The organism is Streptomyces sp. NPDC048415, from assembly GCF_040651675.1.
Classification (GTDB): domain Bacteria; phylum Actinomycetota; class Actinomycetes; order Streptomycetales; family Streptomycetaceae; genus Streptomyces.
On the sequence record NZ_JBEZKJ010000002.1, the window covers coordinates 90,741 to 105,108 of the forward strand.

Annotated in this window: 13 protein-coding genes; 2 read left to right on the plus strand and 11 right to left on the minus strand. The window is 70.6% G+C overall.

The genetic code is table 11. The annotated features are described in order from the left end of the window. Positions 1–7: 7 nt before the first annotated feature. From AB0D27_RS01985 to AB0D27_RS02015, 7 genes are all read right to left on the minus strand, one after another. On the minus strand, positions 8–469 hold the full coding sequence (locus tag AB0D27_RS01985; protein ID WP_362501007.1) for a DUF3291 domain-containing protein: 462 nt from the start codon (positions 467–469) through the stop codon (positions 8–10). 44 nt (positions 470–513) lie between these two features. Further along, positions 514–1,971, minus strand: coding sequence for a penicillin-binding transpeptidase domain-containing protein (locus tag AB0D27_RS01990; protein ID WP_362501009.1), 1,458 nt, complete (start codon positions 1,969–1,971; stop codon positions 514–516). Further along, positions 1,968–3,344: an FtsW/RodA/SpoVE family cell cycle protein gene (locus tag AB0D27_RS01995; RefSeq protein ID WP_362501011.1), complete on the minus strand. Its 1,377-nt coding sequence runs from the start codon at positions 3,342–3,344 to the stop codon at positions 1,968–1,970. The genes AB0D27_RS01990 and AB0D27_RS01995 overlap by 4 nt, the downstream gene beginning before the upstream one ends. Before the next feature lie 86 nt (positions 3,345–3,430). Beyond that, positions 3,431–4,177 (minus strand): SH3 domain-containing protein, encoded by a 747-nt coding sequence (locus AB0D27_RS02000; protein WP_362501013.1) that lies wholly within the window; start codon positions 4,175–4,177, stop codon positions 3,431–3,433. Between the two features lie 124 nt (positions 4,178–4,301). Then, a complete protein-coding gene (locus AB0D27_RS02005) occupies positions 4,302–5,582 on the minus strand; it encodes a HAMP domain-containing sensor histidine kinase (RefSeq protein WP_362501015.1) in 1,281 nt (426 codons plus the stop codon). Continuing rightward, a complete protein-coding gene (locus tag AB0D27_RS02010; protein ID WP_362501017.1) occupies positions 5,579–6,310 on the minus strand; it encodes a hypothetical protein in 732 nt (243 codons plus the stop codon). Before AB0D27_RS02010 ends, AB0D27_RS02005 begins: the two co-directional genes overlap by 4 nt. Positions 6,311–6,520: 210 nt before the next feature. Then, the gene (locus tag AB0D27_RS02015) at positions 6,521–7,030 is read right to left on the minus strand and encodes a dual specificity protein phosphatase family protein (RefSeq protein WP_362501405.1); all 510 of its coding nucleotides are present in this window, start codon (positions 7,028–7,030) and stop codon (positions 6,521–6,523) included. A 100-nt stretch (positions 7,031–7,130) separates the two neighbouring features. Here AB0D27_RS02015 and AB0D27_RS02020 point away from each other — a divergent pair, with 100 nt between their 5' ends. Continuing rightward, positions 7,131–7,931 (plus strand): nuclease-related domain-containing protein, encoded by an 801-nt coding sequence (locus AB0D27_RS02020; RefSeq protein WP_362501019.1) that lies wholly within the window; start codon positions 7,131–7,133, stop codon positions 7,929–7,931. 127 nt (positions 7,932–8,058) lie between these two features. Here the strand turns inward: AB0D27_RS02020 and ligD are convergent, their stop codons facing one another. Further along, positions 8,059–8,940: a non-homologous end-joining DNA ligase gene (gene ligD, locus AB0D27_RS02025; protein WP_362501021.1), complete on the minus strand. Its 882-nt coding sequence runs from the start codon at positions 8,938–8,940 to the stop codon at positions 8,059–8,061. 49 nt (positions 8,941–8,989) lie between these two features. Here ligD and AB0D27_RS02030 point away from each other — a divergent pair, with 49 nt between their 5' ends. Next, positions 8,990–10,084, plus strand: coding sequence for a Ku protein (locus tag AB0D27_RS02030; RefSeq protein WP_362501023.1), 1,095 nt, complete (start codon positions 8,990–8,992; stop codon positions 10,082–10,084). A gap of 166 nt (positions 10,085–10,250) precedes the next feature. Here the strand turns inward: AB0D27_RS02030 and AB0D27_RS02035 are convergent, their stop codons facing one another. The 3 genes from AB0D27_RS02035 to AB0D27_RS02045 all read right to left on the minus strand — a co-directional run bounded on the left by AB0D27_RS02035 (position 10,251) and on the right by AB0D27_RS02045 (position 14,325). Continuing rightward, positions 10,251–12,014: a beta-ketoacyl-[acyl-carrier-protein] synthase family protein gene (locus tag AB0D27_RS02035; RefSeq protein WP_362501025.1), complete on the minus strand. Its 1,764-nt coding sequence runs from the start codon at positions 12,012–12,014 to the stop codon at positions 10,251–10,253. 178 nt (positions 12,015–12,192) lie between these two features. Beyond that, positions 12,193–12,612 (minus strand): DoxX family membrane protein, encoded by a 420-nt coding sequence (locus tag AB0D27_RS02040; RefSeq protein WP_362501027.1) that lies wholly within the window; start codon positions 12,610–12,612, stop codon positions 12,193–12,195. Between the two features lie 177 nt (positions 12,613–12,789). Further along, positions 12,790–14,325 carry an aldehyde dehydrogenase family protein gene (locus tag AB0D27_RS02045; protein ID WP_362501029.1) on the minus strand — a complete coding sequence of 512 codons (1,536 nt, stop codon included), beginning with the start codon at positions 14,323–14,325 and terminating at the stop codon, positions 12,790–12,792. Positions 14,326–14,368 lie beyond the last annotated feature (43 nt).

Consider the following 14,368-nt stretch of genomic DNA (forward strand, 5'->3'; position numbering starts at 1 on the left):
ACAGGCCCTACACACCCGGCGGGAAAGCCGACCGCAGCGTGAACGCGTACTGAGTGGGCCCGTGCTCCCGCAGGTGCAGCAGCCGCGCCTCGGCCTCCGCCACAGGGGGCTGATGTCCGGCCGGAACCCACCACAACGCCGTCACCGCCTCCTCCAACCGCTCGAACCACTCGCGCCGCCGCGCCAGCAACTCCCGGTGCTGCCCCTCGTACATGAACGCCGTCAGGGCCTTCATGTCCCGCCACGTGGTCATGTTGACGATCAGCCAGTCGTCCCCGAAAACGGGTACGTCCGTGGCGTTGCCGGAGTCGCTCTGCAGCCGCCAGACGAAACCGTCCGCCGCGTCCGCGACGGCGTTCACAGGATCGAGGGCCTCGACGAAGTCCTTCAACTGAGGTGAGTCCAAAGGAGCTTTGAGCCGTGCGATGTTGACCTGAGCGAGCTCGTACGCAGCAGTGGACGAAGTCATGACCGAACGTTAGGTCGGTGCTGTCACCCTGCGCCATCCCCGTCTCACGAAGCGAGCACCGCCTTCATCACCGCCTTCGCGATCGGCGCGGCGTCCCCGCCCCCGCTGATCTCCCCGCGCACGGCCGCCGCGTCCTCGACGACGACCGCGACCGCCACCGCCGGCTCCATCGCGTCGCCGGCCTGGGCCCAGGAGATGAACCAGGCGTAGGGCATGGCGGAGTTGCCGACACCATGCTGGGCGGTGCCCGTCTTGCCACCGACGGTGGCGCCGGGAATGGCGGCCTCGGTCCCGGTGCCCTCCTTCACCGCGTCGGTCATCAGCCGGCGCATGCGCGCCGCGGTCGCCGGGCTCATCGCCTGGCGCAGGGTCCGCGGCCCGGTCGTGGACACCGTGCCGCCGTGCCTCGTGGTCGTCCTCTCCACCAGGTAGGGCGACTTGACGGAACCGCCGCTCGCCACGGCCGCCGAGATCATCGCCATCTGGAGGGGGGTCGCCCGGGTGTTGAACTGCCCGATGGAGGAGAGGGCCAGCTGCGCCTTGTCGAGCTGCAGATCGAAATTGCTCGGTGCGACCGAGAACGGGATCCTCACCTTCCGGTCGTTGAAGCCGAAGTTCTCCGCCGTGCGCGTCATGTCGGAAAGGCCCACGTCCACGCCCAGCTTGGCGAACACCGTGTTGCAGGACCACTCGAAGGCGTACCGCAGCGAGGCGTCCTTGCAGCCCTCGGTCTCGTTCGTGAGCGAGGTCCTCGTACCGGGGAGCCGGAAGGGGTCGGGAGAGGTGGTCGGCGCGTCCACATCCCGCACCACGCCCGCGTCCAGCGCCGCCGCGGCCGTCACCACCTTGAACGTCGACCCCGGCGGATAGGTCTGCCGGATCGCCCGGTTGAGCATCGGCTTGCTCTCCTCGGCGTTCAGCCGACCCCACGACCGGGTCACCGCCGCACCGGTGCCGGACAGCTCCGCCGGGTCGTACGACGGCGTGGAGACCAGCGCCAGGATCCTCCCCGTGACCGGCTCGATCGCGGCCACCGCGCCCCGGCGCCAGCCGAGTCCGTCGTACGCCGCCCGCTGGGCCGCCGCGTTCAGCGTGGTGACGACCTTGCCGCCGGGGTTCGGGGCGCGGGTGATGTCGTTCCACAGGGGGAGCGGGGCGAGGTTCGGGTCGGCGCCGGAGAGGATGCCGTCCTCGGCGTTCTCCAGGAACGTCGTCCCGTACAGCTGCGAGGCGAAGCCGGTGACCGGCGCGTACAACGGCCCGTCCGTGTAAGTCCGTTCGTAGCGCAGCTGCTCGCCGGTGTCGTTGGAGCCGGTGACCGTATGGCCGTCGACGACGATGTCGCCGCGCGGCTGCCCGTAACGCGCGATCGTCTGACGGCGGTTGGCGGGATTGTTGTCGTACGACCCGGCCTGGAAGACCTGGACGCGGGCGGCGTTCACGAGCAGCGCGACGAGCAGCAGTGCGCAGAGCACGGCGGCCCGGCGGATGTACTTGGTCATGGCGCCGCCGTCCCGTCGTACTGGCTGCGGGCCGAATCGCTGATCCGGATCAGCAGCGCCACGATGATCCAGTTGGTGACGACCGAGGAGCCGCCCTGTGCGAGGAAGGGCATCGCCATCCCTGTCAGCGGGATGAGACCGGTCACCCCGCCCGCGATCACGAACACCTGGAGCGCCACGATCGACGCGAGACCGATCGCCAGCAGCCGCCCGAAGGGGTCGCGCAGGGCGAGGCCCGCCCGGTAGCCGCGTTCCACGAGAAGGGCGTACAGGAGGAAGACCGCGGACAGGCCGAGCAGGCCGAGCTCCTCGCCCGCCGTCGCCAGGATGAAGTCCGACTTGGCGGCGAAGCCGATGAGGATGGAGTGGCCGAGCCCGAGGCCGGTGCCGAGCATCCCGCCGGTGGCGAACGCGAAGAGGGACTGGGCGAGTTGGTTGGGTCCCCGGCCCGCCTCGATCGACGCGAAGGGGTGCAGCCAGTCCTGCACGCGGCTGTTCACGTGCGGTTCGAGCCAGCCGACGGCCACCGCGCCCACGCAGGCCAGCAGCAGCCCGACCGCGATCCAGCCGGTGCGGCCGGTGGCGACGTACAGCAGGATCACGAACAGGCCGAAGAAGAGCAGCGAGGTTCCGAGGTCCCGCTCGAGGACCAGTACCAGCACGCTGAGCAGCCAGATCGTGACGATGGGGCCGAGCACCCGGCCGGTGGGCAGCTGGAGCCGCCTGAACTTCCAGATCTGTCGGCCGGTGTACGCGAGCGCGTTGCGGTTGGCGGCCAGATAACCGGCGAAGAAGACCGCGAGGAGCACCTTCGCGAACTCGCCCGGCTGGATGGAGAATCCGGCGATCCGGATCCAGATGCGGGCACCGTTCACGGCCGGGAAGAGGATCGGCATGATCAGCAGGAGCAGGGCGGTGACCACGGAGACGTAGGTGTAGCGCTGCAGGACGCGGTGGTCGCGCAGGAAGAGCACGGCCGAGATGAAGAACGCGACACCGAGCGTCGACCAGATCAGTTGGGTGGGAGCCGCCTGGTCGTCCGGGGTCTCCAGGTCGAGCCGGTAGATCAGCACCAGGCCGAGGCCGTTGAGGAGTACGGCGATGGGGAGCAGCAGCGGATCGGCGTACGGCGCTCGCAGCCGCACCGCGAGATGGGCGAGGAGCGCGAGCACACCGAGCCCGGCGCCGTAACCGGCGGCGCCGGGCGGGACGGTGCCGTTCTTCGCGAGACCGACCGCGCAGTAGCCGCACACGCAGAGCAGGACGGCGACGACGAGGAGGCTGAACTCGATGCCACGGCGCCTGGGCAGGCGTACAGCGGGAGGGGGCGGCGCCGCTGCCAGCGTCGTTCCGGGCATTCCGGGCTGCATCATGTCCGGAACGTAGCAAGCGGGGGAGCTGATGTCCCGTTATGTGCTGATAAACGGGCTGTTCCAGTGCACCTTCCGTGGAGTCGGCGTCAGCACCAGCGGGGTGACTCGCCGAAGGTCTCGATGAAACGCGCGGGGCCCCAGGCCGAAGTGCCGTCCCTGAGCAGGTACCAGATGCGGTTGCCGTGGACCGACTCGCCCGAGGCCTTGCAGAGGATGCGCACGGTCTCGCCACGTCGTGCGACACGGATCAGCCGACTCTCGCGATCCGGGCGGCTGCGCAGGGCCAGCCCGCCGTTGCGGGTGACTCTGCCCCTGGTCGTACGGGCATCGTCGTGGTCGCCACCGTCGCCGTCGCCGAATTCGTCGTCGAAGTCGTGCCCATCGCCGAAGTCATTGTCGAAGTCGCGTCCGTCGTCGAATCTGTTGTCGAAGTCGCGTCCGTCGCCGAATTCGTCGTCGAAGTCGCGTCCGTTGTTGAAGCCGTTGTTGAAGCCGCGTCCGTTGTTGAAGCCGGGCCCATTGTTGAAGCCGGGCCCGTTGTTGAATCCGTTGTTGAAGCCGCCGGGCCCGTTGTTGAATCCGTTGTTGAAGCCGGGCCCGTTATTGAAGCCGTTGTTGAAGCCGTTGTTGAAGCCGGGCCCGTTGGTGAAACCGTTGTTGAAGCCGAGTCCGTTGTTGACGCCGCCGATCCCCACCCCGACCGGCGGGACGTTGGAGCCGCCCCCGGCATTCGGGTCACCGCCGGCCAGGGCGGGCGTGGTGCCGGCGAAGGCAACGAGGCTGCCGGCGGTGAGAGCTATACCGAGACGCACGCAGGTGGATCGCAGGGACATGGGGGGCTCCTCCAAGAAGGGGGCGAACCTGACTTATCGCCACATTAGGAGCCGAGTCAGGCGTGCGCAGGTCGCACTGAGCCATCGGGGAGGCGAAGGCGCTCAGGGCCCTCCGGACGGCCCTTCACATTGCTCCGGACGGTCCTTCGGCACGGTCGGGATGGGGGAGTGTCAGAGTCGCCACCGCGCCGCCCTCGGGCGCGTTGCCGAACGAGAGCCGCGCGCCCAGTACCTCTGACTGGCCGAGCGCGATGGTCAGCCCGAGCCCGTGCCCCTTCGAACCGCCCTCCGTGCGGAAGCGCTGCGGCCCGTGCTCCACGAGGTACTTCGGATAGCCGTCACCGTGGTCCCGCACGGTGACCACCGGCCCGTCGACCGTCAGCACCACCGGCCCCGCGCCGTGCTTGTGCGCGTTCGCCACCAGATTGCCGAGCACCCGCTCCAGCCGGCGCCGGTCGGTCTCCACCCGCGCGTCCCGTACGACCCGGACCTCGGTGTCCGTCCCCGACGCCCGCACCACCCGCTCGGCCAGCGGCGCCAGCGCCTCCGAGTCCAGCTCAAGCCGCTCGCTCCGGGCGTCCAGCCGGGAGATCTCCAACAGGTCCTCGGTGAGCGTGCGCAACGTGGCCACCCGGTCGCGGACCAGCTCGGTCGGGCGCCCCGGCGGCAACAGCTCTGCCGCCGAGTGCAGCCCGGTCAGCGGGGTGCGCAGCTCGTGCGCCACGTCGGCGGTGAACCGCTGCTCGCTCAGCAGCTTGCTCTGCAGCGACGACGCCATGGTGTCGAGCGCCCCGGCGACCGCGGCCACCTCGTCCTGCGGCCGTGTCGGGTTCTGCGTCCGGGGATCGTCGACGCGCGCGTCCAGGTCGCCCGCGCTGATCCGCCGCGCCACCTGGGCCGTCGCGTGCAGCCGCCGCGTCACCCGCGTCACCGCGAACACGCCCACCAGCAGCGTCGCGCCGATCGCCAGCGCCGAGGACCACACGATCGCCCGGTCCAGGGCGTCGATGGTGTGGGCGCCCTGCGCGTAGTCGTACCGGACGGCGAGCGCGCGTTCGCCGTCCGCGGGCCCCGCCGCCCACATCGTGGGTTGCGTGTCCTGGTCGCCGACCATCGTGCCGCGCTGCCCGTTGGCCGCCAGTTCACGCAGCGGGGCGGGCAGCCCCGGGAGGTCGACGCCGGTGTCCGGCGGCAGCCGGTCTCCCGCCTCGTACGCCGTCGTCACGTCCGTGAGCCGGTCGAGCGCGCGGGCACGCGCCTCGCCGACGGTCTGGTCGGTCACCGACACGTGCACGAGGACGCCGAGGAGGGCGGCGAGGCCGCAGCACATCACCGTGATGAAGGCGGCCGCCTTCCAGGTGAGGGTGGCGGTCCAGTGGGGGAGGTGCTGGAGCGTCTGTCTCATGAGGCGCTCGCGGACGGGGAGAGCGTGGGGGACGCGGTGGGCCTCGGCGTGGGCGGTCGGACGCGGAGGATCTCGTCGCGTGTGGCCAGCATTGCCTGCTGGTGCGGGTCCCAGCTCCAGACCGTACGGAACTCGTAGCCCGGCAGCGTCGAGGGGGAGCGGATGATCACCTGACGGCCCGCGAGCTCCACGCTGACCACGCTGTCGGAGGTACCCATGACCTGCACCAGCCTGTGCTGCGTGAACGTGTATACGCGGACCGCCAGCTGGTGCTTGGGAAAGCGGATGCCGAGCACCATGTCGTCCTTCCCGTCACCGGTGAGATCGCGGTAGTACGCCTGGAGGATCGGGCACTTCTCGCCGAGCGTCCCCTTCTTGCCGCAGTCCGCCAGGTGGTCGACGGTCTGCGCGTACATCGCGTGCGGCCCGCTGTACTCGGCCGGATGCGCGGCCACCTCGGCGCGCACCACGGCGAGGGGATCCACCCGGTGGATGTCGTCGCCGGGCGCCGTGACGCCCTTGACCGTCTCGGTGTCCGCCTCGCCGTAGTCGAGGGCGGGGGTCGAGGCCGGCGGCACCTGGGGCCAGAGCTTGGCCGGGCCGACGGCGGTGGGCGTCGTATCCGCGCCGCGCAGATCGCCGGAGTCGCCGCAGCCCGCCAGCGCCGTCATCAGCGCGGCGGTGACGGCGGCGCCGAGGGCTGCGCGCGCGGGGCGGCTGTGGATCACTGCACTCCTGCGTCCGGGCCGCCCTCTCCCCGCAGGCGCTACTGCACGAGGTCGGCGTCGAGAAAGATGTCGTCGGCGCGGGGACCGTCCACGAGCTGCCCGCTGCGAGTGATCGCGTGCGGCTCCGGGTGATCGGTCGCCACGCACACCTTATTCGTAGGGAAGTCCTTTTTGTTCACCGGCTGGACGGGTCTGGGCGGGCGGCGCGGCTCACGGCTCCGCGAGCTCCTCCAGGAGGCGGGCGGTGGCCAGTCCGGCCCGCAGGTAGTCCACGAAGAGTTCGTTGTGCAGCGCCCACGGTGAGCGCCGGGACCGGATCAGCCGGATCGCCTCGTCGGTGGTGTGCCCCGCGAGGACGAGCGCGTGCGCGACGACCAGCCCCGAACGGTTGTAGCCGTGATAGCAGCGGACCAGCACCCGGCGCCCCTCCTCCAGCGCGTCGTCCGCGGCCCGCGCGAGACGCATCACGCCCGCCAGCTGCGTACCGTCCAGGGGTCCGTCCGGGATCGGCCACACATGGTGCTCGACGCTCGGGTCCGGCCCGTGCCCCGGCAGCCTGAGCAGCGTCAGGACCAGGTCGAACTCATTGCCTACTACGGCGAATTCATGCTGCCCGGAGCCGACCGCGAACTCGTGTCCGCCCATCCACAGGCCGGGCACGATCTCGCTCCACGGCCGGTCCGGAGCCGGCACATCGGGTTGCTTCCCGCGGGTCCGCAATGGCGCCTCCCACTTCACTCCCCCCAACTCCTCCCAAAGGTAACCGGGTTCTTGCCCCTGGAGCACCCCGCCTGTTCCCATGGTCATGGGGTGATGGTGCATGAACGGACTGCGCGTCATACCGACCTGGCGGCACGGTCAGGAACGGCTGTACGTCTGTCTGACGGACGGGAGGAACGTCGCCTGGTACGACCGTGAGGCGGCCCGGGTCAATCTGCTCAGCGAGGACCGGCGCGAGGAGGTGCTCGACGCGCTGGGCCCCTTCCTGACCGGCCCGGTGACGGTGGGACCGCCGCCGGTGCCCACCCCGGCGGAGCTGGCCCGGCTGACCCTCCACCCGGACGACGACCTCGCGCCGAACCGGCCCGGCGAGGCCCTGCTGATCGCCCTCGACCGCGATCCGGGCCCGGCGCACCGCCTGCGGCCCGACCCGCGGCGCCGCGCGCTCGCCGCCGAGCAGGCGGTCGGCGAGGCCCTGGACCAGCTGGAGGGCGCCGGCTGGCACACCCTCCACTCCCTCCCGCTCCCCGGCGGCGACCGCATCCACCACCTGGTCATCGGCCCCGGCGGCCTCTTCTGCGTACGCACCCTGTACGCCCGCAAGCAGCGCGTCCTCGTCGCCGACCCGATGGTCACGGTCGGCCGCCACGAGCAGCGTCCGCTGCTGCGCCGGGTCCGCGCCGACGCCGACCGCGCCTCGTACGCCCTCACGGCCGAGGTCCACCCGGTCCTGGCCGTGGCGGGCCCCGCCGACCTGAACGTGCTCGCACCGCCACGCGAGGTCCGCATCCTCCAGGACACCGACCTGGACTCCCTGGTCCGCCTGGGCGGCGTCCTGAAACCCGCGGACGTGGAGGCCCTGCACGCGATGGCCCGAGACCGTCATATGTGGGTGTTTTAGCCCGTCCGGCGTTTGAGGACGAGCGCGCAGCGCGATTGCGGGGGCGTGGGGGAGCCCCCAGGGCCCGTGAAGGGAAGGGAAGGGGAGGGGAGGGGAGGGTGGAGGGGGGGCGAAACCCCCTGGTGCCTCACGGCAGAGCTCCGGCGCCCCCGGCATCGAGCAGGGGTTCGAGCAGATCGCCGTACTCCCGCAATCGCGGGGCCATGTCCGGGGCGAGGAAGACCAGTTGCCCGGCGGACCGGCAGCCCGCGACCTCCTCCCACGTCACCGGCGCCGACACGGTGGGCTCCGCCCGCGCCCGCACCGTGTACGGCGCCGCCGTCGTCTTCCGCGCCGCATTCTGACTCCAGTCGACGAAGACCTTCCCCGGCCGCAGACTTCGCGTCATCCGGTGCACGACCAGCCCCGGCATCGCCTTCTCCGCCTCCACGGCCAGCCCCTTGGCGTACTCCGTCACCCGCTCGGAGGAAGCCGGCCGCACCGCCGCCAGCAGATGCAGCCCCTTCGACCCGGACGTCTTCGCGTACGCCGCGATACCGTCCGCCGCCAGCCGCTCGCGCAGCCAGAGCGCGACCTCGCAGCACTCGACGACGGTCGCCGGCGCCCCCGGGTCGAGGTCGAACACCAGCCGGTCCGCTTCGCCCGGCGCTTCGATCACCCACTGGGGCGTATGGAACTCGGTGACGAGGTTCGCCGCCCAGACGAGACTCGCCAGGTCCTGCACCAGCACCATCCGCGCCGGCCCCTCGGCCCTCGGCACCTCGGCGGTGACGACCCAGTCGGGCGTACCCGGCGGCACGTTCTTGGCGAAGAACAGCTGACCGTCCGGTCCGTCCGGATAGCGCAGGAAGGACAGGGGCCGGTCGCGCAGATGGGGCAGGAGGACGTCGGCGGTCGTCGCGTAGTAGTGCAGCAGCTCGCCCTTGGTGAAGCCGGTCGCCGGATACAGCACCTTCTCCAGATTGCTCAGCGCGAGCCTTCGCCCCTCCACCTCGGTGATCGGCGTCATACGATGAGAATCCCATGAAACTGGGTGATATCGGATATTGATCGGAAAGGTGCTGCACGTGCGATCCATATGGAACGGCGCCATCTCCTTCGGCCTGGTCAGCATCCCCATCAAGCTCGTGAACGCCACGGAGAGCCACTCGGTCTCCTTCCGCCAGATCCACCTCGACGACGGCGGCCGCATCCGCTACCGCAAGGTCTGCGAGCTGGAGGAGCGCGAGGTCTCGAACCAGGAGATCGGGAAGGCGTACGAGGACGCGGACGGCACGATGATCCCGATCACGGACGAGGATCTGGCCTCGCTGCCGATCCCGACCGCCAAGACCATCGAGATCGTGGCCTTCGTACCGGCCGAGCGGATCGACCCGCTCCAGATGGACACGGCGTACTACCTTTCCGCGAACGGGGTCCCCGCCGCCAAGCCCTACACCCTCCTGCGCGAGGCCCTCAAGCGCAGCAACAAGGTCGCCATCGCGAAGTTCGCGCTGCGCGGGCGCGAGCGGCTGGGCATGCTGCGCGTGGTCGACGACGTCATCGCCATGCACGGGCTGCTGTGGCCGGACGAGATCCGCGCGGCGGACGAGGTCGCCCCGGACAGCAGCGTCACCGTCCGGGAGCAGGAACTGGACCTCGCGGACGCCCTGATGGACACCCTCGGCGAGGTCGACCTCGAAGACCTGCACGACGACTACCGCGAGGCCGTCGAGGAACTCATCGCCGCCAAGGCCTCCGGCGAGGAAGCGCCCGGCCCGCCCGCCCGCGAGAAGGGCGGCGGCAAGGTACTCGACCTGATGGCCGCGCTGGAGAAGAGCGTGCGCGCGGCCAAGGAGTCGCGGGGCGAGGAGACCGGCGAGGCCGCCGAGGTCACACCGCTTCCGGGCCGGCGTACGTCCGGCGCCCGCAAGTCGGCCCGTACGGCCCCCAAGGAGGTCGGCGGAAAGAAGTCGACGTCCGCCGCGAAGAAGACGGCGGCCGCCAAGAAGACCACGTCGAAGAAGTCGACGTCCAAGAAGTCGACCGCCAAGACGACCACCAAGCAGACGGCGACCAAGCAGTCCACGACCAAGCAGGCGGCGGCCAAGAAGACCGCCGCCAAGAAGACACCCCCAAAGAAGACGACACCGCGCAAGCGGGCGTCGGCTTGAGTTGGGGGGCGGCTTGGGGCGGGGGGCCTGCGTCGGCCCGGTTGTGCAGCGCGCCTGGGTCATCCTGCGGCTGCCGGTGCCGGTGCATGTGCATGTGCCTGTGCATGTGCATGTGCCTGTGCCTGCGCCCCTTTCAGCCCCCCACCGCAGCCCCCGCCCGCCCGCGTCACCCCGTGCGGCGTAGTGCCAGTACCGCGTTGTGGCCGCCGAAGCCGAAGGAGTTGCTGAGGGCGAGGTCGCCGAGGGCGGGTAGGGGGCGGGGGCTCTTGGTGACGACGTCCAGGTCGATGGCGTCGTCCTGGTCGTCGCAGCCGATCGTCGGCGGGATGAGGCCGTGGTGGAGCGTGAGCACCGTCGCGACGGCCTCCACGCCGCCCGCGGCGCCCTGCAGATGGCCGAGGTGACCCTTGAGCGCGGTCACCGGGACGTTCCCGCCCAGCACCGCGCGCAACGCGCTCGCCTCGGCGAGGTCGCCGTCGGTGGTGGCGGTGGCGTGCGCGTTGACGTGCACGACGTCCACGACATGGGCGCCCGCGTCCTGCACGGCCCGCCGCAGCGCGAGCGCGACACCGCTGCCGGACGGGTCGGGCGCCGCCATGTGGTGGGCGTCGGCGGACAGCCCCCACCCGGCGGCCTCGCAGTAGATGCGCGCGCCGCGCGCCCGGGCGTGCTCCTCGGCCTCCAGCAGCAGAAAACCGGCACCCTCGCCGTTCACGAACCCGTCGCGGTCGCTGGCGAAGGGCCGGGACGGGCTGGTGGACCCGAGTTCATGGGTGGACAGCGCGCGCATCGCGGCGAACGAGGCCATGATCGCCGGGGTCACCACGGCCTCCGCGCCACCGGCCAGCGCCACGTCGACACGCCCGTACCGGATGCGGTCGATGGCCTGCCCGATGGCCTCGGTGCCGGAGGCGCAGGCGCTCGTCACGGTGCGGGCCTCGCCGGTGATCCGCAGGGCCAGCGACACCTGGGAGGCGGCCTGCGAAGGCACGGTCATCGGCGTGGTCAGCGGCGACACGGCACGCGGCCCCTTGTCCCGCAGCTTCCGGTCACCGCCGACGAGCACCGAGGCGTCCCCGAGAATGGCGCCGACGCTGACGCCGACCCGCTCGGGGTCGAGCCCGCTCTCCGCCGTACCGGCCCCGTCGAACCCGGCGTCCTGCCATGCCTCGCGCGCGGCGAGCACCGCGAACTGGGCGGACCGGTTCATCCGCCGCGCCTGCGGCCTCGGCAGCAGCCCGGCCGGGTCCACGGGCACGCTCCCCGCGACCCGTACGGGCAGCTCGGCGAACTCCTCGCCCTCAAGCTCCCGTATTCCGCAGCGACCCTCCACGAGCCCCTGCCACAGCTCCTCGACGCCCACCCCGAGCGGCGTGACGGCTCCGAGCCCGGTGACGACGACCCGCCGCGGCGCGGTGCCGCCGACGGCCGTACGACGCGGCCGCGGGACGTGACGTACGACATGCTCCCGCTCGACGGCGTGCGCGATCCGCTCGCGCAGCCCGGCGTCCGAGACGGGCTCCTCGGACCGGCTTTCCAGGTCCCGGTGCCAGCGGCCCCACCTACGGGTGTACGACTCCTCGACGGCCTGGGGATCGACGGCGCGCAGCGAGGTGACGCGATCGCCGTCGCGGAATTCCACCCCGGACAGATCGGCCGGCGCGATCTCGGGAATTCCGGTGACGTCCATCCGCCTGCAGGCCACGGTCACTTGATGGCCGCGCTCGAATACCTGGTCGTGATCCATTCCGCCCAGAGGCGGTCGCAAGGTCAGCTGAATGGTGTGCGGGGACTCGGGAAGTGTGTGCATCACCACGTACCACTTGTCTTCCGCCGCGTCCTGTTCCGACAGGGCGAGAAGATCACCAGGAATCACTTCGGCGACGGTGACGGCGTGGGGCTGTACGGGGACGTCGGACGAATTGCGCATGGAGACGGGAGCCTTCGGTGCCATGGGGAGTGGGGGAAAGGCGAATTGCCAGGCTCAACTGTCGACGAAAAATCGCCAGTTGGCCAACTTCCCACCACTTATGTGCGCAACGTCACGGAAAGCGTGGCCCAATTCCGGTGCTGGACAAGCAAACTTCGAACGGTTCTCCCCGACGGTCTCAATCGATGTCGAAGAGCGGGCCGGTGACCGTCAGCCCCAGGTCGGTGCCGGTGTGCGCGATCAGTGCGAACAGCGCGAGTGCCGCTCCGGCGAGTGCGATGTCCTTCTGGAAATTGATCATTTCGAGCTGCCGGGTCTGGGGGTCCTTCTCCTTCCAGAACCCGTGCATCAGCACCGCGGTCGGAACCAGGAAGATCACCAGAAGCAGCGCGCCGAGATCGGCCCAGATACCGAGCAATACGCTCAGCCCGCCGGCCAGCAGCAGAAGTCCGCTGCCGAATGTCGCGGGCCCGGCGGCGGGTACGCCTTTGGACGAGGCGTAACCCGCCATCATCTTGGTCTGCGTGAGGTGGCCGACGGCCGAGGAGAGGAAGATCGCCGCGAAGAGGATGCGGCCGATGAGTACCAGGATGTCCATGACGACCTCCGCGAGATGTCGTTTAAGAGAAAACTAGACACCTCGTTTAAGGGTAACTCGCGAGCTTTCCCGACGGCAGGCGGCGGCCGTCCGGCAGAGAGGTCGTCCCCAGGGACTTCCACGACAACTTCTACGGCAACTTCCGCGAGAACTTCCACGAAAACTTCCACGAGACTCCTACTGGGAGAAGTCCACCCCCTGCGCCAGCGCCACCCGCCCCGAGTAGTTCACCGTGTTGGTCGCCCGGCGCATGTACGCCCGCCAGGCGTCGGAGCCGGACTCGCGGCCCCCGCCGGTCTCCTTCTCCCCGCCGAACGCCCCGCCGATCTCCGCACCCGACGTGCCGATATTGACGTTCACGATGCCGCAGTCCGCGCCGTCGGCGGCCAGGAACCGTTCCGCCTCGCCCTGGTCGGCGGTGAAGATCCCGGACGACAAGCCCTGCGGTACGTCGTTGTGCAGCCGGATCGCCTCGTCGAGGTCGCGGTAGGTGAGGACGTACAGGATCGGCGCGAAGGTTTCCTCCCGCACGACGGCGGTCTGCGCGGGCATCCGTACGAGGGCGGGCCGGACGTAGTATCCGTCCGGGGCCGCGTCGGCGAGTTGCCTTTCACCGCCGGCACACAGGGCGCCGCCTTCCTCGGCCGCCCGGCCGAGGGCCGCGCGCATCCTGCTGTGGGCCGCCTCGTTCACGAGCGGCCCGACCAGCGTCGACTCCCTCAGCGGGTCCCCGACCGGCAGCCGCCCGTAGGCGACGCCGAGCCGTTCGACCACGGCGTCGGCCACATCGTCGTGCACGATCAGCCGGCGGAGCGTGGTGCACCGCTGGCCCGCCGTGCCCGCGGCGGCGAACACCACGGCGTTCACGGTGAGATCGAGGTCGGCCGAAGGAGTCACCACGGCCGCGTTGTTCCCGCCGAGCTCCAGGATGCTGCGCCCGAACCGGGCGGCCACCCGAGGACCCACCTCGCGGCCCATCCGCGTCGAGCCGGTCGCGCTGATCAGCGGCACCAGCGGTGAGTCGACGAGCCGCGTACCGATCTCCGCCGTACCCAGCACCAGCCGGCTGAGGCCGGCCGGAGCGCCGGTCTCGCCGATGGCGCGGTCGAGCAGGGCGGTGCAGGCCAGCGCGGTCAGCGGAGTGAGCTCGGACGGTTTCCAGACCACGGTGTCACCGCAGACCAGGGCCACCGCGGCGTTCCAGGCCCACACGGCCACAGGGAAGTTGAAGGCGGAGATCACACCGACCACGCCCAGCGGATGCCACGTCTCCATCAGCCGGTGGCCGGCCCGTTCGGAGGGCATGGTCCGGCCGTACAACTGCCGGGACAGACCCACCGCGAAGTCGCAGACGTCGATCATCTCCTGCACCTCGCCGAGCGCCTCCGACCGGACCTTCCCGGCCTCGACGGTCACCAGATCGGCGAGATCCGCCTTGTGCTCGCCGACCAACTCCCCCAACCGCTTCACCAGCGCCCCGCGCACCGGCGCCGGCGTCAGCCGCCACACCCGAAACGCCTCGTGCGCGACTTCGACGGCCCGGTCGACCTCCGCCGACGTCCCACCCCGCAGCCCGAACAACTCCGCCCCGGTAATCGGCGTACGCGCGGCCAAGCCATCCCCCTTGACCGCGCCGACCTCAACGCCACAACGCACCAGAGCGGCTTCCGCCCTGGCCCGGAGTTCATCAGTACCGCTGACTGCTGCGCCCATGGCCGATTCCTCATCGATCGAGTCGAGAACCGAGTCCTGCCCA

Excerpts from the sequence above, each read along its gene's own strand:
- AB0D27_RS01985 (WP_362501007.1), bottom strand. The coding sequence starts at position 469 with ATGACTTCGTCCACTGCTGCGTACGAGCTCGCTCAGGTCAACATCGCA.
- AB0D27_RS01990 (WP_362501009.1), bottom strand. The coding sequence starts at position 1,971 with ATGACCAAGTACATCCGCCGGGCCGCCGTGCTCTGCGCACTGCTGCTC.
- AB0D27_RS01995 (WP_362501011.1), bottom strand. The coding sequence starts at position 3,344 with ATGATGCAGCCCGGAATGCCCGGAACGACGCTGGCAGCGGCGCCGCCC.
- AB0D27_RS02000 (WP_362501013.1), bottom strand. The coding sequence starts at position 4,177 with ATGTCCCTGCGATCCACCTGCGTGCGTCTCGGTATAGCTCTCACCGCC.
- AB0D27_RS02005 (WP_362501015.1), bottom strand. The coding sequence starts at position 5,582 with ATGAGACAGACGCTCCAGCACCTCCCCCACTGGACCGCCACCCTCACC.
- AB0D27_RS02020 (WP_362501019.1), top strand. The coding sequence starts at position 7,131 with ATGAACGGACTGCGCGTCATACCGACCTGGCGGCACGGTCAGGAACGG.
- ligD (WP_362501021.1), bottom strand. The coding sequence starts at position 8,940 with ATGACGCCGATCACCGAGGTGGAGGGGCGAAGGCTCGCGCTGAGCAAT.
- AB0D27_RS02035 (WP_362501025.1), bottom strand. The coding sequence starts at position 12,014 with ATGCGCAATTCGTCCGACGTCCCCGTACAGCCCCACGCCGTCACCGTC.
- AB0D27_RS02040 (WP_362501027.1), bottom strand. The coding sequence starts at position 12,612 with ATGGACATCCTGGTACTCATCGGCCGCATCCTCTTCGCGGCGATCTTC.
- AB0D27_RS02045 (WP_362501029.1), bottom strand. The coding sequence starts at position 14,325 with ATGGGCGCAGCAGTCAGCGGTACTGATGAACTCCGGGCCAGGGCGGAA.